The 21,511-nt window shown below is 57.2% G+C and carries 19 protein-coding genes; 6 read left to right on the plus strand and 13 right to left on the minus strand.

Going from position 1 to position 21,511, the window contains the following annotated elements:
* Positions 1 to 1,200 (minus strand): saccharopine dehydrogenase family protein, encoded by a 1,200-nt coding sequence (locus tag B9G99_RS01350; RefSeq protein ID WP_086620408.1) that lies wholly within the window; start codon positions 1,198 to 1,200, stop codon positions 1 to 3.
* Positions 1,201 to 1,538: 338 nt separating this feature from the next.
* On the opposite strand from B9G99_RS01350, the gene B9G99_RS01355 reads away from it, so the two are divergent.
* A complete protein-coding gene (locus tag B9G99_RS01355; protein ID WP_086620409.1) occupies positions 1,539 to 1,814 on the plus strand; it encodes a metal/formaldehyde-sensitive transcriptional repressor in 276 nt (91 codons plus the stop codon).
* Positions 1,815 to 1,863: 49 nt separating this feature from the next.
* Complete coding sequence (locus tag B9G99_RS01360; protein WP_086620410.1) at positions 1,864 to 2,973, plus strand: S-(hydroxymethyl)glutathione dehydrogenase/class III alcohol dehydrogenase; 1,110 nt, start codon at positions 1,864 to 1,866, stop codon at positions 2,971 to 2,973.
* 168 nt (positions 2,974 to 3,141) lie between these two features.
* Here the strand turns inward: B9G99_RS01360 and B9G99_RS01365 are convergent, their stop codons facing one another.
* Positions 3,142 to 5,469, minus strand: coding sequence for a putative bifunctional diguanylate cyclase/phosphodiesterase (locus B9G99_RS01365; RefSeq protein ID WP_086620411.1), 2,328 nt, complete (start codon positions 5,467 to 5,469; stop codon positions 3,142 to 3,144).
* A gap of 182 nt (positions 5,470 to 5,651) precedes the next feature.
* Between B9G99_RS01365 and B9G99_RS17195 the strand changes: the two genes are divergently transcribed.
* Positions 5,652 to 7,082, plus strand: coding sequence for a methyl-accepting chemotaxis protein (locus B9G99_RS17195; protein WP_086620412.1), 1,431 nt, complete (start codon positions 5,652 to 5,654; stop codon positions 7,080 to 7,082).
* Between the two features lie 119 nt (positions 7,083 to 7,201).
* Here B9G99_RS17195 and B9G99_RS01375 read toward each other — a convergent pair whose 3' ends face one another.
* Both B9G99_RS01375 and B9G99_RS01380 read right to left on the minus strand, forming a co-directional pair.
* A complete protein-coding gene (locus B9G99_RS01375) occupies positions 7,202 to 7,777 on the minus strand; it encodes a gamma-glutamylcyclotransferase (protein WP_086620413.1) in 576 nt (191 codons plus the stop codon).
* 61 nt (positions 7,778 to 7,838) lie between these two features.
* Complete coding sequence (locus tag B9G99_RS01380) at positions 7,839 to 8,201, minus strand: hypothetical protein (protein ID WP_086620414.1); 363 nt, start codon at positions 8,199 to 8,201, stop codon at positions 7,839 to 7,841.
* Between the two features lie 329 nt (positions 8,202 to 8,530).
* Here B9G99_RS01380 and B9G99_RS01385 point away from each other — a divergent pair, with 329 nt between their 5' ends.
* Positions 8,531 to 8,920, plus strand: coding sequence for a hypothetical protein (locus tag B9G99_RS01385; protein ID WP_086620415.1), 390 nt, complete (start codon positions 8,531 to 8,533; stop codon positions 8,918 to 8,920).
* 116 nt (positions 8,921 to 9,036) lie between these two features.
* On the opposite strand, the gene B9G99_RS01390 is transcribed toward B9G99_RS01385, so the two are convergent.
* The 8 genes from B9G99_RS01390 to lgt all read right to left on the minus strand — a co-directional run bounded on the left by B9G99_RS01390 (position 9,037) and on the right by lgt (position 17,278).
* Positions 9,037 to 11,133 carry an FUSC family protein gene (locus tag B9G99_RS01390; RefSeq protein WP_086620416.1) on the minus strand — a complete coding sequence of 699 codons (2,097 nt, stop codon included), beginning with the start codon at positions 11,131 to 11,133 and terminating at the stop codon, positions 9,037 to 9,039.
* Positions 11,134 to 11,135: 2 nt separating this feature from the next.
* Entirely contained in the window at positions 11,136 to 12,113 is a 978-nt protein-coding gene (locus B9G99_RS01395) for an efflux RND transporter periplasmic adaptor subunit (RefSeq protein WP_086620417.1), read from the minus strand.
* Between the two features lie 13 nt (positions 12,114 to 12,126).
* On the minus strand, positions 12,127 to 12,336 hold the full coding sequence (locus tag B9G99_RS01400) for a DUF1656 domain-containing protein (protein ID WP_086620418.1): 210 nt from the start codon (positions 12,334 to 12,336) through the stop codon (positions 12,127 to 12,129).
* Positions 12,337 to 12,668: 332 nt separating this feature from the next.
* The gene (locus B9G99_RS01405; RefSeq protein ID WP_086620419.1) at positions 12,669 to 13,856 is read right to left on the minus strand and encodes a porin; all 1,188 of its coding nucleotides are present in this window, start codon (positions 13,854 to 13,856) and stop codon (positions 12,669 to 12,671) included.
* Between the two features lie 379 nt (positions 13,857 to 14,235).
* Complete coding sequence (locus B9G99_RS01410; RefSeq protein WP_227875873.1) at positions 14,236 to 15,018, minus strand: ProQ/FINO family protein; 783 nt, start codon at positions 15,016 to 15,018, stop codon at positions 14,236 to 14,238.
* 100 nt (positions 15,019 to 15,118) lie between these two features.
* Positions 15,119 to 15,646, minus strand: coding sequence for a dihydrofolate reductase (locus B9G99_RS01415; protein ID WP_227875874.1), 528 nt, complete (start codon positions 15,644 to 15,646; stop codon positions 15,119 to 15,121).
* Positions 15,647 to 15,666: 20 nt separating this feature from the next.
* On the minus strand, positions 15,667 to 16,461 hold the full coding sequence (locus tag B9G99_RS01420; protein ID WP_086620421.1) for a thymidylate synthase: 795 nt from the start codon (positions 16,459 to 16,461) through the stop codon (positions 15,667 to 15,669).
* 13 nt (positions 16,462 to 16,474) lie between these two features.
* On the minus strand, positions 16,475 to 17,278 hold the full coding sequence (gene lgt, locus B9G99_RS01425) for a prolipoprotein diacylglyceryl transferase (RefSeq protein ID WP_086620422.1): 804 nt from the start codon (positions 17,276 to 17,278) through the stop codon (positions 16,475 to 16,477).
* A 157-nt stretch (positions 17,279 to 17,435) separates the two neighbouring features.
* Here lgt and B9G99_RS01430 point away from each other — a divergent pair, with 157 nt between their 5' ends.
* Both B9G99_RS01430 and B9G99_RS01435 read left to right on the plus strand, forming a co-directional pair.
* Positions 17,436 to 18,995: a sensor histidine kinase gene (locus B9G99_RS01430; RefSeq protein ID WP_086620423.1), complete on the plus strand. Its 1,560-nt coding sequence runs from the start codon at positions 17,436 to 17,438 to the stop codon at positions 18,993 to 18,995.
* The gene (locus B9G99_RS01435; RefSeq protein WP_086620424.1) at positions 18,988 to 20,337 is read left to right on the plus strand and encodes a sigma-54-dependent transcriptional regulator; all 1,350 of its coding nucleotides are present in this window, start codon (positions 18,988 to 18,990) and stop codon (positions 20,335 to 20,337) included. The genes B9G99_RS01430 and B9G99_RS01435 overlap by 8 nt, the downstream gene beginning before the upstream one ends.
* Positions 20,338 to 20,365: 28 nt before the next feature.
* Here B9G99_RS01435 and B9G99_RS01440 read toward each other — a convergent pair whose 3' ends face one another.
* Complete coding sequence (locus tag B9G99_RS01440; protein WP_086620425.1) at positions 20,366 to 21,400, minus strand: acyltransferase family protein; 1,035 nt, start codon at positions 21,398 to 21,400, stop codon at positions 20,366 to 20,368.
* Positions 21,401 to 21,511: the final 111 nt, after the last annotated feature.

Below are 21,511 nucleotides of genomic sequence, written 5' to 3' on the forward strand. Positions count from 1 at the left end.
TCAGCCCAGCGGGTCATGGTCGGGATCGAGCTCGATCATCTGCCAGGGCAGGCCCATGTCGCCGATGCGTTCCATGAAGGGGTTAGGATCGAGCTGCTCGACGTTGAAGACGCCGTCACCCTTCCAGAGCCCTTCCAGCATCAGCATGGCGCCGGTCACTGCCGGCACGCCGGTGGTAAAGGAGATCGCCTGGGACTGGACTTCCTCATAGCACTTCTCGTGGTCGCAGATGTTGTAGATGTACACCTTGCGACGCTTGCCATCCTTGATGCCATCGAGAATGACGCCGATGTTGGTCTTGCCCTTGGTGCGCGGGCCAAGCGATGCCGGGTCCGGCAGGACGGATTTCAGAAACTGCAGCGGCGAAATTTCACAGCCGTTGACGTTGATCGGCTCGATGCTGGTCATGCCGACATTTTCCAGCACCTTCAGATGCGTCAGATACTTCTCGGAGAAGGTCATCCAGAAGCGAATGCGCTCGATGCCCTTGATGTTCTGCGCCAGTGATTCCAGCTCTTCGTGATAGAGCAGGTACATGTCCTTTTCGCCGATGCCGTCGAAATCAAAGGTGCGCTTTTCCGCCAGCGGCGCGGTCTCGACCCAATCGCCCTTCTCCCAGTAGCGACCGTTCGCGGTGATTTCGCGAATGTTGATTTCCGGGTTGAAGTTGGTGGCAAACGGGTAGCCGTGATCGCCGCCGTTGGCATCGAGAATGTCGATGCGGTGGATCTCGTCGAACAGGTTCTTCTGACCATAGGCACAGTAGATGTTGGTCATGCCCGGGTCGAAGCCACAGCCGAGCGTGGCCATGTTGCCCGCGTTCACATAGCGGTCCTGGAAGGCCCACTGCTCCTTGTACTCGAACTTCGCCTCGTCGGGATGTTCGTAGTTGGCCGTGTCCAGATAGGGCACGCCGGTACGCAGGCAGGCTTCCATGATGGTCAGATCCTGATAGGGCAGTGCCACATGAATCAGGATATCCGGCTTGAAGGATTCAATCAGCGCGACCAGCGCTTCGACGTCGTCAGCGTCAACCTGAGCGGTCTGGATGGGGCGCGACAGCTGGTCGGCAATTGCCCTGCACTTTGCTTCGTTGCGACTGGCCAGACAGATCTCGCCAAATACTTCAGGGTGTTGTGCACACTTGTGGGTCACAACGCCACCGACGCCACCGGCGCCAATAATCAGGACTTTGCTCATGAATTCGATTCCAGATCGGGAAAAGTCAACAGTGAAGGTCTTATCGGTAGTGGGCAACTCATCTGTCAGGCAGATTCAGCGCACCCCGACCCGATGCCACCCCGGTCGTGGTCTCACCGGCCCGATGGGCACCATGGCGAGAAGGCGCCGATGATGGCCCCGCCGGCCGCCGGTCTCAAGTGTTTTTATATGAATATCTGACCATCATGGGTGTTTTTCTGGCTCATGACGAAAATTGTTCTGTCTTCGGTGGGTCGATCATGAGTGGTATTCAACAGGGATGCATCTCGAGCAAAATGGTTTTACCATACTGGGGTACAGTATATTGAGACGTTGCCATGCCGCATTCTCCCGCTGCCCAAAAGCGTGTTCTTGCCCGGGTGCGTCGCATTCGAGGTCAGTGCGAGGCGCTGGAGCGTCGGCTGGAAGCCGGCGCCGAGTGCGCGCCGGTTCTGCAACAGATCGCAGCCATGCGCGGTGCCATCAACGGCCTGATGTCGGAGATGATGGAAACCCACATTCGTGAGACCTTTGGCGATGCCGCTGCCAGCGATGAGGAGCGCACCGATCGCGTGGATGAGACGGCTTCCCTGATCCGTTCCTATCTGAAATAGCCTGTGGTGGTCCGGTTCCCGGGCCCTTCGCAATCTCAAGGAGAGTCACTTGAAATCACGTGCTGCTGTCGCCTTCGGGCCGGGTAAACCACTCGAAATCGTTGAAATTGACGTTGAACCGCCCCGCAAGGGCGAGGTACTGGTACGCATTACCCATACCGGTGTCTGCCATACCGATGCCTTCACGCTCTCCGGCGACGACCCGGAAGGCATTTTCCCGGCCGTACTGGGCCATGAGGGTGGTGGTATCGTCGAGGCCGTCGGTGAAGGCGTGACCAGCGTCAAGCCGGGCGATCATGTTATTCCGCTCTACACGGCCGAGTGCGGCGAATGCAAGTTCTGCCGTTCCGGCAAAACCAACCTGTGCTCGGCGGTTCGGGCCACTCAGGGCAAGGGCCTGATGCCGGACGGCACCACGCGCTTCTCCTACAATGGCGAGCCGATCTATCACTACATGGGCACCAGCACCTTCAGCGAGTACACCGTGGTGGCCGAGGTGTCGCTGGCCGTAGTCAACGAAGAGGCACCGCTGGAGAAGGTGTGCCTGCTGGGCTGCGGTGTGACCACCGGCATCGGTGCGGTGCACAATACGGCCAAGGTCAAGGAAGGCGATACGGTCGCCATCTTCGGTCTGGGCGGCATCGGTCTGGCCGCCATTCAGGGCGCGGTACAGGCGAAAGCCTCACGCATCATCGCCATCGACACCAACCCGAACAAGTTCGAGCTGGCAGAGTCCATGGGGGCGACCGACTTCGTCAACCCGAAGGATCATGATCGCCCGATTCAGGAAGTGATCGTCGAAATGACCGACGGCGGTGTGGATTTCAGCTTTGAATGCATCGGCAATGTCGATGTCATGCGCTCGGCGCTGGAGTGCTGCCACAAGGGCTGGGGCGAGAGCATCATCATTGGGGTGGCAGGCGCCGGTCAGGAGATCCGCACGCGCCCCTTCCAGCTGGTCACCGGCCGCGTCTGGAAAGGCTCCGCCTTTGGCGGCGTCAAGGGTCGCTCGCAGCTCCCGGGCATGGTCAACGACTATCTGGGCGGCAAGATCGATCTTGATCCCTTTGTCACCCATACCATGCCGCTGGAGCAGATCAACGAAGCCTTTGAACTGATGCATGAAGGCAAGTCGATCCGCACGGTCATCCATTACTGATCGACCTAGATCCATCGATCACCCGTGATCGATAGCGCTTGAACGCGCAAGGGGCGGAACAGCCAGAGTGCTGTCCCGCCCCTTTCATGTCTGCCGCATGCGTGCGCGGCACATGACGCGCTTATCACCCATCAAGACCTGGCACCGCCAGAGCCCCGCGCCCACCGATCAGGCGCACCCGCCCGCATTGTGATCCGGCGCCGACCATGGCGTCAGTCGGGGCAGCGCCGAGCGCGCACCGGCAGGGGCGTCTGCCCGCTTTGCCAGTAAAAGGGCAATCTGGTCCGGCGTCATCGGGCGTGACAGGAAGTATCCCTGCGCCAGTGGACAGCCAAGGCGCTGGAGCATTTGTAGCTGCTCAAGGGTTTCCACCCCTTCTGCCACGATATCAAGCTCCAGGGTTTTTCCCAGCCAAAGAAGACTCTGCATGATCGCCAGCGAGCGACGATGCATCACCATACGCAATACAAAGGCGCGATCCACCTTGATGGCATCAATCTCGTATTGATCGATATAGCTCAGTGCCGAATACCCGGTCCCGAAATCATCCAGCGCGACGCTGACGCCAAGTGCGCGAATATCGTGCAATACCTGACCGATGATGTCGGGATGATGACGGAAAACGCCTTCATTGATCTCGAGCTGCAGCAGATGCGCAGGCACGCCACTGCTTTCCAGCGCAGAGACAAGATCACTCTTGAAACTGTGATGCTTGAGCTCCTGCGCTGACACGTTGATGTTAAGCGTTAAATGCTCACAGAGCTGCGGATAAGCCTGACGCCATGTCGCCAGCTGCTGACAGGCTTCATGAATGACCCAGTGGCCGATGTCGCGCAGAATGCCCAGCTCCTCGGCCATGCCAATAAAGAGTTCCGGCGCCACGCTGCCGCGTTTGGGATGTTGCCAGGTCAACAGGGCCTCGATGCCCATGATCGTTCGCGAGTGCGGCTCATGAATGGGCTGATAGCACAGCGTAAACTCATCACGCTTCATGGCATGGCGCAGGTCATTTTGCAGCGCCAGCGTTTCTACCACGTTTTCGCGCATTGACGGGGTAAAGAAGACATAGCGCCCGACACCCTCCTCCTTGGCCACGTACATGGCGGTATCGGCATCACGCAGGAGTTCCTCGGGCGTGTGATAATGCGCCTCCAGCAGCACGATCCCGATGCTGCTGGAAGAAAAGATGTTCTGCCCCTGGATTCTAAAGGGCTTTTGCAGACACTGGGCGATGCGATGCGCCACCTCCCCTGCGGCACGCTCTGGTGTGTCGTCCTCGATCAATACCACGAACTCATCACCCCCCACCCGGGCCAGGGTATCGGCGCTGCGCAGGCAGGACTCGAGTCGCCGGGCCATGTCGGTCAGCAGCTGGTCTCCCGCGCGATGGCCGAGACTGTCGTTGACGAGCTTGAAGCGATCCAGATCCATGAACAGCACGGCCGCCTTAGGCTGCGATGGCGGCGTTCTGGAAAGCAGATCGCGCAGCCGGCCCATGATCCAGGCCCGATTGTAGAGTTCGGTCAGGTTGTCGTGGGTCGCCGCCCAGGACAGCTCCTTTTCGATGCGCTGTCGCTCAAGCAGACGCGCCTCCAGTGCCAGGTTCTCTGCCTGTGCCCGACGCGCCTGCTGCTCGATCTCTTCCGCCCGCTTGCGTTCGCTGATGTCGCGCTGCACCGAGATCCAGTGAGTGAACCACCCTTTCTCGTTGGCGACCGGAACAATGCTCAGCTCAACCCAGAACCGGGTGCCATCACGGCGGGAGTTCAACAGCTCGACCTCTACGGGCTGCCACTTTTCCAGCGCCGCTCTCAGGCGATCCAGGGTGGCACGATCGGTCTGGCTGTTTTGCAGAATACGTGGCGTCTTGCCAATGATATCGGCCTCGCTGTACCCGGTGGCTCGGGTAAAGGCAGCGTTGCAATACACAATACGCGGACCCGGCCGATCAAGCGGCTCGGCCTCGGTAATCAGGATCGCGTCATTGGCATGCACGACCACCGACTCCAGCAGTCTGAGCCGGTCGCTGCCACTGACATTGGCAATGGCGAACGGTTCGCGCACCTGCCGACAGTCATGATAATGAGCGATTTGTGCCGCATGGGTATGGAGCACGTAGCGCTGGGCAGTACTCAAATCTCGTCGCGACTGTCTGTCGCAGACCACAAGCAGCCCCAGCAGCTCACCGGAAAGGCTTTTTACAACCGTCAGGACTGTAAAGACCATACCTTCCGGCCAGGGAATATCCGACAGGGAGGCCTCGGTTCTATGTACCTCTTCAAGGCAAAGATAGTCTTCGCCGCTACTGTTGATCAGGTGACAGAGCACCGCGATCTGATCGCGTGACAGGGGGCCCGCCGTCTCGCCGCCATAATTCGCCATGATGTCGCCGCCAGTGCCGTAAAAAACGCTACAGGCGCAGTCAGTGGCATGCGCCGCGCTGCGCAGCAACTGTTGTAATTCAGGGGCACCCTTGCGGTCGTAGAATACGGTCATGGTTGATCAATCATCTCTTTGGAGCCTGCCTCGTTGATAACGGCTCCGATGCATTTTCCTGAAGTCCTTGCCACACATTGTTACACGCCTTCTAAAAGCCGGCTTCAGTTTCATCAGTGACCGCCGATAAAACGACATCATCAGATACTCCTTCGACTTCCAGAAAAAGGCGCAGATCGAACATGAAGCTGATTGATGACATGACCGTCAAAACAAGCTGGACACTGGTGATTGCCGTTTTCATGGTGTTGATCATGGGTGTCAGTGCGATCGGTCTTTATGGCCTTCATCATGGTGAAGGCATCTTTTTGGAACTTGCTGCCGACAGTGGCAATCGGGCCGATCAACTAAGGGCCGATTTTGAAACCACGGCCTCTCTTCTAAGAACGATCATGGTCGCGGCAATCGTGATGGCGATCATGGTCAGCGCTGTTGTGATGTGGGGCGTCACGGTCAACGTCATCAACCCGCTCAAGCGGCTGGTTGTCCACTTTGAGCGCATGGCGAAGGGCGATCTTTCACAGGACGCAGAGAAACGCGGCGATAATGAAATCGGCAGATTGTTCAACGCGCTTTCGGCAACCCAGCGTAGTCTCTCACACACGGTCAATACTGTACGCTCAGGCAGTCACCGTATTAACGATAATGCGCAGTCGATTGCCCGTGACAACACTGATCTTTCAGCCCGTACCGAACAACAGGCCGCCTCGCTCGAACAAACGGCCGCCAGCATGGAACAGCTGACGGCGACGGTTTCGCAAAATGCCGAAAATTCCCGCCAGGCCAGCCAGTTGGCTCAGGAGGCGTCGCACCAGGCGCAGCGCGGTGGCGAGGTCATTGTCGAAGTCAAGCAGACCATGGAGGGCATCAGTCAGAGCTCGCAACAAATGGGCGATATCATTGCCCTCATCGACTCGATTGCCTTTCAGACCAACATTCTGGCGCTCAACGCCTCCGTTGAGGCGGCACGCGCCGGTGAACAGGGCAAGGGCTTTGCCGTGGTGGCGGGTGAAGTGCGAGCACTGGCCGGACGCTCGGCCAGCGCCGCCGGCGACATTCGCGAACTGATCGACAACTCTCTCAAAAGGGTCAACAGTGGCTCGACACTGGTCGAGCAGGCCAGCACGACCATGCAGGGCATTGTCGAGTCCGTACAGCGCGCCACCGGTCTTATCAGTGAGATTGCCTCGGCCTCGCAGGAGCAAAGCAGCGGTATCGGCCAGGTCAATCAGGCCATTTCACAGATCGATCAGGTCACGCAGCAAAACGCCGAGCTGGTACAAAATGCCGCACAGGCTGCCAGCGAGCTGGAGCGTCAGGCCCATGCCCTGCGTGACTCGGTGGATTTATTCCTGCTGCCAGAAAACGTTGATACAGACGATAAGGCGCCCGCCTCTCCGCTGAACGCGCCTGAACCAATCACCAGGACAGGCTCGGCGACGAAAGGAGGCACCCACCGACCCAATGTCACCAGCGCCGACGAGAGCGCTCACGCGAAGACACCCACGCCAGCAAGCACAGCCGCTTCATCGAAGCACTCGGCTGCTGCGCCTGCGGTGCCAACAAGGGGCAATCGTGTCACCAGTGATGAAAACGAGTGGGAAACCTTTTAGCACACTCTTTGAAATCGCATCGAAGACAGGCCGCAGCAAGACATGCCCTGTTGCCAAAAGGACCGCCGCGGCGGTCCTTTTTACGTATCGATCGGCCAGCATGGCACAGCCCTGATAGCTCATTCGCTCCTGGCTTCAAGCGCCAGCAGTGCCTGTTCAATGGCCTCGACATGCGCATCGTCATGGCCCATCTCACGTATCGAATCGGCCAGCATCAGCAGATAGTCGCGATTGGGGCCGCTGGGGCCGACCGCTGTCGAAATCTGCTGCGCAATCTCCAGCTCGGAGGCTTCCCCCAGCCAGGCCTCGTTGCCTTCGGTCGCCATATAGACCAGCGCCTCGCCACGCTCGCCATCATCAAAATAAAGGTCGGTTACAACGCGCAAATAACCATTCTTCTCGCGGACATCGAGCCCTTCAAGCACATCAGGCGTGATCAGATAGGCCATGCCATGACAAACGGCCTCCTCTCGGGGAACAAGAGTGGCTACCCGACCCGGCGCCTCAAGCGTGCCGCGATGGTCGTGTGAGCCCTGCCAGAAACGCCGTGCCCACCCCTTGATGCTGGCAGGGCGGCGCCTCCTGAAGGCAAAGCCGGTCTTGTAGATCAGCGACCCGTAGCCAAACAGCCACAGCGGCGTGTCGGATTGACCCGGGCAGGTCTCGGTGCTTGAAGAAGTTGGGATCTCGGACATAAGGGCCATCAAGGAATTGAAGGTCGAAAGTGCGAAATGAAGAGCGCCGTGGACATCATGATTAACCGGTACTCTCCACGTCATCTTCATCATTGTCTGCCACCAGCGCATGAGTACGGGCCAGAAGCTGTTCAACCTCAGGACTGCCGGGGGCCTCGATGGCGTCATCAGGGGCCAGCAGGTGATCCACATCATCGATGGTACATAACATGCCATCAACAACGACGAAGGGAACACTGCCGCGCTTTTGAACCTGTCGCACCAGTTTCATGGAGGCCGACACACACTGCAGCAGCGGGTTTGTCTGCCACGCCTGCGGAACGCCGGCCATGGCCTCACGCTCATCACGGCCGGCCGCCACAATGTGCTCACCTTCAAGCACCACGACACCTGTAGCAACCACGCCTGTAGAAGGATCATCCATGGATTTATTCCTCAAGTGCCGGATAAAAATGACTATTCTAAACGGCCGGAACCCAATCATCATCTTTCGATAAAACCTTAAGGTGCCTTTCCGGCCGTAACGCCATTCTGGCGTATGAGCATCCCTGCCTCGCCCTGGCGATGTTCGGCAGTCATGGTGTACTGGCATTTTCGCCGTACCCGGCTGAAGGAAGACCGCCGTGCCAATATGGTAAAAGACGTTGAAGAATATGCTCCCGACCGCCATATCCACGAGGGGTAATGGCCCGCAATGTTCTAGACTCAAGACAATGCATGTCGATCATCCCCTGATAACGATGGAGTGTACTCATGGATGAGGAAAAGAAAGGCCCCAGCGACCAGCGACCGGCACGTGATGGCAGAGACGTGACTGCCGCCACGCCGGAAACGGACGCCTGGACCCATGATCTGGAAGACCTCAATGATGGTACGGGTTCCACGGAGAACGCCTCCGTTTTGCCCGACGAAAACGATGAGTACGCCGATCTGGTCGAAACCGGCGTGCTGGATGCCGATGAGCGTCTTCTGGATGCCAAGGATGCCGAGCTCGAAAACGAGCTGGAAGTCACCGAAGCCGACGAGGAAGGAGTTGAGGCCAATATCAAGGCGCTTGACTTTGAAGAGCCCGACGGCGGCGACCACGTTGATCCACAGCGTACGCGACCCGACATGGAAAGCCGCGACCCGGATGAGCTTTAGTGGCTGACCGATCCGGCCGAACCGGCGGAAAAGCGTAGTCTGCAGAACCTGTCACACATTAAAAAGGCGGTGCCCCAACAGGCACCGCCTTTATCAACGGTTCATTAATACGCTTTTCAGGATGCCTGCTCCAGAACGTCGCTGATATCGCGCTGATCCCGGCTACTGCTCATTTTCGCAAAGCGATGCAGCGTAAGATCCAGGCGCCTGACCATCCCTTCGATGAGTTCGATCTGTTCATCATCCATTTCGCCGGCTTCACGCAGACGTTTCAAAAGCGCCTGACTGGCATCGGTAAAACGTTCATCAAAATCGCCCCATGCGCAGGCCTGATAGGCATGGGCCAGCGCTGTCTGCCACTGCCTGAGGGCTTCACGCGTGTCCGGCGTGTTATCCAGGCTGGTGACACGGCGGTAGTTGGCCAGAATCAGATGCCCAAAATTCATGCCAGTCATCCCCAGGTCCAGCAGATAACGTTCCTCTTCAGGCAGTTGACTGTCAAAGTTGGCAAGACGCTGTACACGCTCGACCATGCGACCGTTGAACCAGTCAGAAGCTCTTTCCCGTGATTGCCGACAGGAACGTTCCCATAGCTGCAGCATGTCATCGGTCGTGGCACGAATGACACGACGACGCAGGACCAGTGCGTTGGGAGAAGGCACAATTCGAAAAACCGTGTAGAGAATGATCAGCCCCAGGGCAATGGCCAGCGTGCGATCCATGAAACTGCTGATATTGAAGCTCATGTTGTTACTGGGCATGGTCAGGATGATATAGAGAATACAAAAACCCAGACCATTGGCCAGAACCGCACGATTATTGATCGCCATCAGCCCCAGGAAAAGCGGCCCTCCAAACACCACCACCAGCATGATGTACTCATGCGCCGCCTGAGCCAGCAGAATATTGCCAAAGATCAAGGCCGCAAAAATTCCGACAAGTCCTCCCTTCATGACGTTTTTTAACATGGCATTGGGCGAAGGAAACGAGGCAAACATGGTGCCAAAAATTACCGGCATCACCATCATCAGCACACCGGAGCTCCACTGGGTCGAGACATAGATGATGGCGCCGATGGCAAACAACAGACTGGAACGGATACCGATGGTCAGTGCCGGCATGTAATCACGATGGCGCGACAGCCGAGGGGCCTTGAGCCGGGTATTCTCGGCATCGTTGATGGCGTGATGCGCCTCGATCATGACGCTGGCATACCCCAGCAGGATCATCAATCCCTGCGCCATGCGTCTTGCCAGCGGCGTACCATGACGCTGTAGTTCAGCCTTCTGTATCCGCTGTCGAAGCCCGTTGATCTCCCGTTTTCGTTCGCTGTAGGTCTGACGCGAGCGTATGCGCTCCATGGTGTCGCGAATATCCTTGAGCGCATCCTCGAAGGCTTCGCTGGCAAGCGTCGGATGTTCCCGTACCAGACGCCCATAGGTCTGCATCTCGGCCATCATCGACAGTGCACGCTGGGATAAAAGATAAGCCGCACGAGCACGCCCGGGTCCATGCGGCCCCTCATAGACGACAGCGCTGCTGTCGTTGTTGAGCGTCAGTGCCTGGCCCAGCGCAGACATGATCTGCTGGCGCGCGTCATTCATTGAGATATTGGCATCAAGATGCATGGTCAGCGCCTTGAAGGTCTCATCAATGACCGTATTGGCATGCCCGTGAATGATATATCTGACCCGATCGGGCCAGAGCAGCATGCTGACCAACGTGGCACAGGTCGCGCCCAGCACGATCTCGCTGACACGAGCCACGGCGATATCAAAAACGCCCTGACTTGAATTGTTGTTCACAATGGTGAGCACCACGACAAGGATGGCCGTGGCCGCCCCCATCGCAAAGCCGTAGGTCAGATTGAAATTGCGAGTCAGTGATGACGAGGTGGCACAGATAAAGACCCAGACCATCAGCATCATCAGCGCAATGGCCGGCATCTGCATGCTCAATGCCATGATCAGTACGCCCAGGCCGCCACCGATGATGGTACCGCCGATCTGGCACAGTCCCTTCTCGATCACCAGCCCGCTTTGAGGACGTATCTGCAGGAATACGGCCGATATCAGGGCCCAATAGGGGCGATCCAGCTGCATTTCCATGGCCAGATAAAGCGACAGGGTCATGGCCACCAGACCCTTGGTCGCAAACTTCAGGGTATTGATATCAGGCGTGAGATAAACACGCCCCCAGGTGCCGAGCGCCACGGTCAGGGTGCCTGCTGTCCGGCACCTTCGGTGGTGGCCGGCGAAATATCGGGGGCACTGGCCTGATCGCTGCCATTACCCATGCCCTGTGGGCGCACGCCATCCACGCCATCATCCTTGCGGTGCTGGTCGTCAATGCGCACGCTGGCGGTCATGCCTGAACTCAGATAAACGCCGTCAGGAATATGGTCGATGGCAATGTCCACGGGAATACGCTGGGAAAGGCGTACCCAGGTAAAGGTCTGTTGTACCTGCGGCAGAAGCTGCCCGTTGGGCGAGGTATTGGTATTGGCAATCCCGCGACCAATGCTGGCCACATGCCCCTGCATTTTCTGATCGCCTCCCATCAACCAGATACTGGCCTGGTCGCCGATATCGATCGAAGGAATCTTGGTCTCTTCGAAATAGGCCGTGATATAGAAGGAGCCTTCGCGCACGATCGACATCTGGGCATTGCCCTGAGTGACGTAATTGCCCTCGCGCAGCTGGAGATTGATCACGGAACCATCGACCGGCGCCCTGACCACGCTGCGTTCAAGATCAATACGGGCACTGTCGAGCTGCGCCTGAGCAAGATCACGCTGGGCCTTGGCAATCTGTGCATTGAGTCTTGCGGTCTCGCGATCCTCGGTGCTGATAGCGTTGCTGCCCAGGTGACGACGGCGCTCATATTCATGTTCGTTGAGCTGGTAAGCGTATTCCCGGTTGGCAAGCGTTGCCTCGGCCTGACGCGCGGCTGCCTCATAGCGCTTGTGATTGATCGTAAAGAGGACGTCGCCGGCCGCCACGCGCTGGTTGTCATGAGCTTCAAGGTTCATGACCCAGCCGGAAACATCAGACGCGATGGTAACGATATCGGCACGAACACGAGCATCTCGCGTCCAGGGCGTATACATGTAGTACTGCCATAACCAGACCCCCAGTGCGATGGCAATCGCGGCCAGCACCAGCGTAATGAAGACTCTAATAATCGTGCGCATTCAGGTTTCGCTTCTACAACACATGACTTGAAAGATAGGTCACCACGGCCAGCACAATCACGAACAGACTGACGTCAAACCATGCTTCCTGCCATACCCAGCGTGTCAGACCTGCCTTGTGCATCATGGTTCGCAACAACGCCGAAATCACCAGGGACACCAGCGCAAACAGCAGCATTGGACTGATGAAGACACCACCAATGGAAAGTTCACGCAGTAACACGCCCTTCTCCTGTTTCTATTGCATCAAATGCCTTCACCCTGCAGGGAGCACTCATGATGGCAGGTCCTCTGGCGTGAAGTGCCTAAAGCATAGTGCAGCCCCGTCAATCCGGCCCCGCTGAAAAGTCCGTTTTCGACACATCACCCGGGGGTAGTCGCAGCATTGTACGCCTCATGACCCGGGAAGGCATTGCAGAAAAAGAGAGATACGATGCGTCATGCTCGGCTCTGGTGACGATGGATTCCAAGCGGCAAGCGCAAAAAAACCGGCCTCCCATGGGAGGCCGGTTCATTGTGAGTCTTGAGCGTCACAGGGACGATCAGATCAGAGATTTAGAAGCTGTAAGCGATACCGGTGGCAACACCATCACCAATGTCTTCTTCGCGGTCAAATTTACCACCTTCCAGCCACACATACATTTGGCTGCTCAGATTGTAGGTCGCGCCAAGAATGAACTCGTTGTAGCTTTCATCTCCACCTTGGTCGATTCCGCTAAACGCATTTGGATCTGTGAGCGCAGTCGCATTGCGCTCAGCGTCAACATATTGATAAGAACCGTAGACATCGCCCATGCCATAGCTGTAGCGAGCACCAATGCCATAGCGGTTAACATCAGCGTCATCCGCCCACTGGCCGTGCAGCTGTTCCCACTTGGCGGACACGCGTAGATCGTCGCTCATCTGCCAGGTCGCGTTCAGGCCGAACTGCTGGCCATAATCGCGATCATCGCCAGTGGCATCGTCAATATATTTAAAGTTTTTCAGATCATCATAGACAGCGGCCAAAGTCCAGTCGCCGACCATATAACGCAAGCCACCAAACAGAGAAGCGCTACCGTCATCATCTGTTTGGAACTCACCGCCGAGATTTGCGCCATTTACGACTTCATCTTGGAAGTCTTGAGTAGCCTCAGCATCCCCATAGTAGCGCGTACCAATAGCAAACTGCAGACCGCCGGTAACCGGTGAGGTATAGGTGATCTTGTTACCTTCGCGATAAGAAGTGCCGCCTACATCCGCGCTACTATCAGTGTTATCAAAGTATTCGTTGTTGGAGACCGGATCGAGAACCCAGTCGTCCAGCAGATCATCCCAGGAACCGATACGCAGGTCACCGAAATCACCGGTCAGACCAAGGTAGGCCTGGTCACCGGTAGAAAGGCCTGAATTACCGGATTTGCTGGAACTCTGGCTGTAATAACCTTTCTGGCGATCAGCGTTGAACTCGAACTCGGCGCGGAAATAACCGGTCAGGTCCGGATTGATAATGTGCTCACCGCGGAACCCGATGGTCGAACCGTTATCGAAAATATCATCCTGATTTTCAGAGCCAACGAAAACAGGGTCGCCATTCACATTATCTTCGGTTTGAGCGTTTTTGATATTACGCCAACCAATTTGAACGTTACCGTAAACGTCCAGTTTGGAACCGTCCTGATTGTAAACCGTGGCCGCCTGGGCACCAGCTGCCATCGTGCCGATTGCGCCGGCAATCGCAGTCGCTAAGAGCGTCTTTTTCATCTTGATTTTCCTTAACTGGCTAACTGTTCGATTGTCTGCCGCAGCAGATGCCCGACGCCGGTGGCGTTCGAGCTTTTTTTATTTGTTGCTCGCCGGGCTACCTTATAACGGCGTTTTCACTAACGCAACAAGAAAAAAACAGCGTTTTCGATCTTTTTACTATTGGACTAGAACACCGCTCCAAGGCCGGCATTCTGCGTAAAAATCATGACTTTTCCATGACACGCCTGAAAATAAAATCAAAAAAAGAGCGCCCTTTTGGGTCGCTCTTTTATTAAAAACAAAAAACATCAAAGCGTTACATCATACGATTAAACTCTGGCAAAACACGTGCCATTTCGTTTGCAGATTAACGATTAAAGCGCTCCGTTCCAACCGGCTACCGTTGATGCCGGTGCGCCAGCTCGGACATTTTTTGTGCCAATCTAAGCTTTTGCTTTTCAGCTTCCCGCTCCTGCTGACGGTCCTGCAAGCGCTTGAGCTGCTCTTTCGCATGCCGCGCGTCTTCTTCCTCGACCCTGCCGGCCTCCTGGCCTTCGAGATCAATGCGCGGTGCATTGACCCGTACCGACTTGAGATAACGCGGCAGATTGACGTAACCCGCCAGCGCCCGACGAATCAGCTTTTCGCTGTAGGGCTCGCGGGCCGCAAGCGCCTCGTGAATACCGATGGCCAGCGGGCGAGTATGACGCTCGAAAAAGGTTTTGGGATAGCGCTTGTACCACTGCTTGAGAAGTGCCTGGGGAGAGATGTCTTCCTGGACGGGATCAAGCGGTGCTGTTTCAACAACTTCGGACATGTTCTGCTCTGTAGGCGTGGATGATTCTTCTGGCACCGGCGGCAACTCATCGGACGCCACGGGCCTGTCCGGAACAAACGAAAGGGAGACGTCGCTGTCGTCGCTAGTGGCCATACTGCCGGCTTCGGCACCTTCAAACGCCACCGGCACGGCTTCCGGAACGTCATCCGATGGCGAAGCTGATACAGGGGAGTGTCCACCATCGGCACCCGACATCTGCTGAATACGGGTCAGACGCGCTACCAGCTCCTGATTGGTGCTTTCAAGTTCGCGAATGCGGGATCTCGCACTTTCCAGACGCGCTGTCAGATCGCTTGCCTGCTGCTCAAGCGCACTGAACACTTCATCAAAACGGTCGCTCACGCCCATCTCCCAAGGCTTTCGTGATGATGCCTGTTATCGGCATCACCAAACCATACATTATTTTATGGCGCCTGCAGCCAACCTCCAGCGCCGCAAAGCCTCACGCCTGCGCTGCGCCTTCTCTTTCGTAGCGCACAAAATCGTAGCCGGGTTGACCCTCGGAAGGCGAGCCTGCTACCCGCTCAACTTCCTGCCAGTCCTCATCCAGCGAAGGAAAGAAGGTATCCCCCGCCACCTCGACATCAATTTCTGTCAGATAAAGCCTTGAGGCGAAAGACAGGGCCTGCCGATAAATTTCGCCGCCGCCGATGACCATGATCTCCTCATTACCTTCGATCATGGCCTGATCGTCAGCCAGTGCCAGCGCGCTTTCCAGGTCATGACATACCCGTACTCCGGGATGCTCAAAGCCTGTATCGCGAGTGACCACGATGTTGAGGCGATTGGGTAAAGGCTTGCCAATGGATTCAAAGGTAGCGCGTCCCATCACCAGTGGCTTGTGTAATGTGACTGCCTTGAAAAATTTCAGATCCTCGGGCAGATACCAGGGCAGCTTGCCCTCAATGCCGATGGCGCGATTGCGCGACACAGCGGCAATCATGGCAATGGGTACCAGGGTTTCCTGCATTGTCGTGCTCTCCGGTCGCATCAGACAGCCACCTGGGCGCGAATGTGCGGATGGGGGGCGTAGTCTTCGATGGCAATGTCTTCAAAGCGAAAGGCAAAAATATCCTTTACGTCAGGATTGAGCCTGAGCGTTGGTCGCGGTTTTGTCGTACGCGACAACTGAAGGCGTGCCTGTTCGATGTGGTTGCTGTAGAGGTGTGCATCCCCCAGCGTATGGATGAACTCTCCTGGTGTCAGATCGCATACCTGAGCCACCATATGGGTCAACAGCGCATAGCTGGCAATATTGAAGGGCACGCCCAGAAAGATATCGCCACTGCGCTGATAAAGCTGGCAGGAGAGTTTGCCATCTGCCACAAAGAACTGAAACAGCGCATGACAGGGCGGCAGCGCCATCTCATCGACCAGCGCCGGATTCCAGGCCGACACGATCAGGCGCCGGGAATCGGGGTTGACCTTGATCTGCTCGATGACCCGGCTGATCTGATCGACATGGCCACCGTCTGGCGCCGGCCAGCTACGCCACTGATAGCCATACACCGGGCCCAGCTCACCGTCCTCATCGGCCCAGGCATCCCAGATGGACACCCCGTTGTCCTTGAGATAGCCGATATTGGTATCACCGCTTAAAAACCAGAGCAGCTCGTGAATGATCGAGCGAAGATGCAGTTTCTTGGTGGTCAGCAGTGGAAAACCCTGCGAAAGATCAAAACGCATCTGATGGCCAAAAATGGCGCGCGTCCCCACGCCCGTACGATCATGTTTTTCCACACCATGATCGAGTACCTGCTGCATGAGTTCGAGATAGGGCTGCATTTACTTGAACCGTTTATACCTGAGAAGAAGAACGCGCATCGTCAATGCCCTGGCGACGCGACCAGATAATCAGTACCACGCCCAGAAGCAGCATGGGGACACACAACAGTTGTCCCATGGTCAGCCAGTCGAAGGCGATAAAACCAAGCTGCGGGTCCGGGCGGCGAAAGAATTCGACAAAAAACCGAAAGGCACCATAAAGAATCAGAAACAGCCCCGAGATCAGGCCGCGCTGTCGCGGCTTTCTGGAAACCGTCCAGAGAATGCAAAAAAGCACTACGCCTTCAAGGGCAAACTCATAAAGCTCGGAAGGATGACGCGGCTCGGGACCGTAGAGGGGATACACCATGCCCCAGGGAACATCCGTCACACGACCGGGAAGCTCCTGATTGATGAAGTTGCCCAGACGACCGGCCCCCAGACCAATGGGCACCATGGGGGCAATAAAATCGGTCAGCTGGAAGAAGGTCAGTTGATGACGACGGGCAAAAAGCAGCGATGCAATGAGAACACCGATGAGCCCGCCATGAAAGCTCATGCCACCTTCCCAGACCTTGAAAATCCAGAGCGGATTGGCCAGAAACTGCTCCCAGCCGTAAAAGATCGCGTAGCCGATACGTCCACCCAGCACGACTCCGAGGGCGCCGTAAAAGATCATGTCGCCGACCTGATCCTTCGTTAGACCAAGCCGTTCGGCGCGCACGCGGGCCAGCCACCAGGCACCCACGAAGCCCACGACATACATCAGGCCATACCAGTGAATGGCCAACGGCCCAAGCGAGACCGCCACCGGATCAAACTGCGGATGATGAAACATGCAACCTTCCCTGCACAGGAGCCTATCGGACCCGACAACATCCTCCCTTGCGGAGAGATGCCAACGACAGCGGCGAGTCTATCACGAAGCCACCAAACCTTGCGCCTTCAGGGCAATGCTCGTCTGCTCGCACGGGGCACGTTAAGGTAGCAGCCCCATGATCAAAAGAACCGCCATGAGACTGCGTACCACCATCCTGCTGACCATCATCTGCCCCCTGCTGCTAACGTTAATCACGTTCAGCGCAGTGGGGCTGTGGGTACTGGAAGACAACATGCAAAAGCGTCAGCAGGAAGAGGTGCGACTGATTGCCCATGGGATACGCCTGCCCCTGACGCAGGCACTGACCCATCAAAACATACAGGCCCTGCAGGAAGGGTTGAGTACCACCTTTTCTCTTTCAAGGCTTTACGGCGCCTTCATCCTGTCCCCCTCGGGACAGCAGATTGCCGGCGTCGGCCTCGCCGGGGGCCTGCAGGACAAAAAGATGCTGCAGGGAGCCATCAGTAATGCCCGGGAGGCCGAAGGCTATTCGCAGCAGGGCGGGCAGAATTTTTATACCTATCTACTGCCGATGACAGATGCCGAGGGCAAGGTACTGGGCGTTTTGCAGATTAACCGTCTGGCCACCGGTATCGAGCGCTATATGAGCCTCATCACCACCGCGGCCCTGCTGCTGGCCGCTTTTGTAAGCATTCTGGTGGTGCTGTTGGTGTGGTGGGGATTTCACCGCTACGTGGACCGCCCGGTCAATCGGCTCTATCGCAGCATGAAGGCCGTTCAGGGTGGCAACCGCCGCCACCGCATGACACCCGGCGGCGCCCGGGAATTTCACGAACTTGGCGAGGCCTTCAACGCCATGCTTGACGCCATGGCCAGCAAGGAGCGGGAAGCTCACGAACAGCAACACCAGCAGCTCGCGCTGGAGCGCAGCTTGAAGAAATCGCGACGGCTGGCTGAAATCGGCGTGCTGGCCGCAGGCGTGGCACATGAACTCGGCTCACCGCTGACGGTCATCGATGGACAGGTTCAGCGCCTGCAGCGCCGCGACGACCTGCCTGACGACGCTCGCCAGCGTCTGGTACGCATTCGCCGTGAAACCCGACGCATGGAGTTGACCATTCGCCAGCTGATGGACATGGGCCGGCGTCATACACTGCAGCCGCGTCAGCACTCGCTGCAACACATGATCGATGAGGCCGAGCGGCTGGCGCGCGAGGCCCTGAATCTTGAACATGCGCACCCTCTGCTTGAAACGCATCTTCCGGAAAAGGATGCCCTTACCGTCGATCGACAGCGCTTTCAGCAGCTGCTCGACAATCTGATCAAAAATGCCTTTCAGGCCGGCAGCCAAAAGGTCGTCATTTCAGCGCAATACTCGGCCACAGGCGTGGTACTTCGCATAGAAGACGACGGCCCGGGCGTTGAGGCTGAACACCACAGTCAGCTTTTCGACCCCTTCTACACCACGAAAGGCGCCGGCAAGGGGAGCGGTATGGGACTCACCATTGTTCACCGTGCGGTCGAAGATCATGGCGGTCATATCACACTGGAGGAGAGCTCGTCCGGCGGTGCAGCCTTTATCGTTACCCTGCCGCCCGAGACGCTGTTACCCCCTGACTCCATGACTGGCGATAGCGAAACGTCAAGGGGTATCGGTATGGAAGACTCAGACACCATGGAGGATGTCTTGCCACGGAAACACGGCCATGACTGATCAAATTCTGATTGTCGAGGATGATGCGGCCATTCTGGAGCTGCTTGTCGAGGAACTCGAGGAAGCCGGCCACACTGTCACAGGCGTCGACAGCGCCGAGCAGGCCCTGACGCTGTCTGAGACAACGGCTTTTGATGTCATCATCAGCGATATTCGCCTGCCCGGCATGGATGGCATGACGCTGTTGGACACGCTGGCACAACAGCCCGACCACCCCGCCATGATCATCATTACCGCCTTTGGCAGTATCGAACAGGCCGTGGACGCGCTTCAGCGCGGCGCAGATGATTTCCTGACCAAGCCGCTGGACCTGGATCAGGTTCGTGCCAGCGTCGCCCGACTGGGCCGGCGTCGTGCATTAAAAACGCGCCAGCAGGCCAGCGAAACCCGCGACATCTTCCAGCTGGACGACATGACCAGCTGCACGCCGGCCATGTCCACCCTTTTTGACCAAGCCCGGCGCCTTGCCACACAGCAGGCCGCCGTATTGATTCAGGGCGAAAGCGGTACCGGTAAGGAGCTGATGGCCCGGGCCCTGCATCGGGAAAGCGCTCGCAGGGCAGGCCCGTTTGTGGCCGTCAATTGCGCCAGCATTGCGCCGGATGTCATGGAAAGCGAATGCTTCGGTCATGTCAGAGGGGCCTTTACAGGTGCCGTTGCGCATCGTCGCGGCCTATTCCAGCAGGCCCATGGCGGCACGCTCTTTCTCGACGAGATCGGTGACATGCCGCTCGCCCTGCAGGCCAAACTGCTGCGCGTACTGCAAACACACTGCGTCCGGCCTGTGGGCAGTGAAGAGGAACAACAGGTCGATATTCGTATCGTGGCGGCGACCAACCGCCCCCTTTTGGAACTCATCGAGGCGGGGCTTTTCCGCGAAGACCTGTTCTACCGGCTTGAAACCTTCAGCCTGACGTTGCCACCACTACGGGAGCGCCCCGACGACATCGCCCTGCTGGCCGAGCACTTTATCGAGCGCTACCGCCGAGAGCAAAGACGAGACATCATGATCCTGTCGCCGTCAGCGCTATCGCTGCTATGGGCCTATCCCTTCCCCGGCAATGTGCGGGAACTGGACAATGCCATTTTGCGCGCCGTTACCCTGGCGCGAACGGACGCTCTCGAACCCGACGATTTTCCCGAACGCTTTCGACAGACCGTGACTGCCAGAGAGAGCCATGACACCCAGGCGCAGGCGTGGCTCAGCCTCGAGCAGATGGAGCAGCGCTATATCCGGCGTGTGCTTGACGCCGTCGACGGCAACAAGCGACGTGCCGCCGAGATACTGGGGATCGGCCGCAAGACGCTTTATCGTCGTCTGGAAGAGCGCGAGTCGCCCTGACGCATCACCGTGATTACAGGACACGTCATCAGGACCAGCTGGAGGCCAGCGCAGGATCCTTTTGGCGTTTCTCGCAGCGTCTGGCACGCCGCTCGGAAAGCACGGCGGGGTCTCCCAGACACAGGAGCCTTGTCCAGCCGTTGTGACGCACCAGCAGATAAAACAGAACCGGCAGCGCCGTCATCAAAAGCCAGCGTGGCGCCAGCGCCTCCAGCAGCCCATGATGGTCAAGCGTGACCTGAATGCTCAGATGCAAAAACATGATCACCATTGACGCCTCTCCCACCAGCCCCACGACTCTGGCCACTATCGGCATACGCGCCAGCTGATGCGATAGCGCCATAAGTACCAGTGTGACGGCAAACGCTGCCAGCAGACTCAATACCGGCATTCCGTAATCGGCATACTTCATGTCCATGGTGAAATGTGGATAGCCGTGTACACACCACATCGCCAGCACGCTGGCCCCGGCACTCAGCAGCAGCACACGCGGTCTTTCCACATCGATCCGATAATGAGCGACCAGATACCCCAGATAGAAACAGGGCGCGGCCATGAGCACCACGTTGAGGTTACCGATCAGCCAGAGCTCACTGAAAAGGGACTGATTCACTGCCGCAAGCCCCAGCATGCTCAGCATGATAGTGCTTGTGGTTCGCAACGACAGTCGCGTCAGCAGCACATTGACCAGCTGCTGTGTAGCCCAGAAGCAGGTCACGAACCAGAACGGTGACAGGTTTGAAATCAGATCGCGCCCGCCTAGCACCATGGCCATTAACGCACTGGAAAGCGATGTTTCATTGCCCAGCGCCTGATAGAGGGTTGGCGCGTACAAAAGCGCCATGAAAAAACCATAGGGCACCAGCAGGTGAAGGCTCTTGCGGCGAAGGTAGGCCCCGAGATCGACGTTGGGCCTGAAAAGATAGCCGGCAATGATAAAAAAAAGTGGCATGTGAAAAAGAAAGAAAAAATCCCGAACGAATCCGGACGTCATGTGGGCGTACACCACCATCATGATGCCGAGTCCTTTCAGAATGTTGATCCATTCAAGCTTTTTAACCATGGGCAGTCGCTGTCCGTTGTCGTCCTTTTACAGACAGGAGCAACTAACATGCCAACACGAACCACCGCGACAAAAAAATTCAAGCTTTTGTTTTTTAAAAGCTTTTCCAAA

Origin of the sequence: Kushneria konosiri (genome assembly GCF_002155145.1) — a bacterium.
Classification (GTDB): Bacteria; Pseudomonadota; Gammaproteobacteria; order Pseudomonadales; family Halomonadaceae; genus Kushneria; species Kushneria konosiri.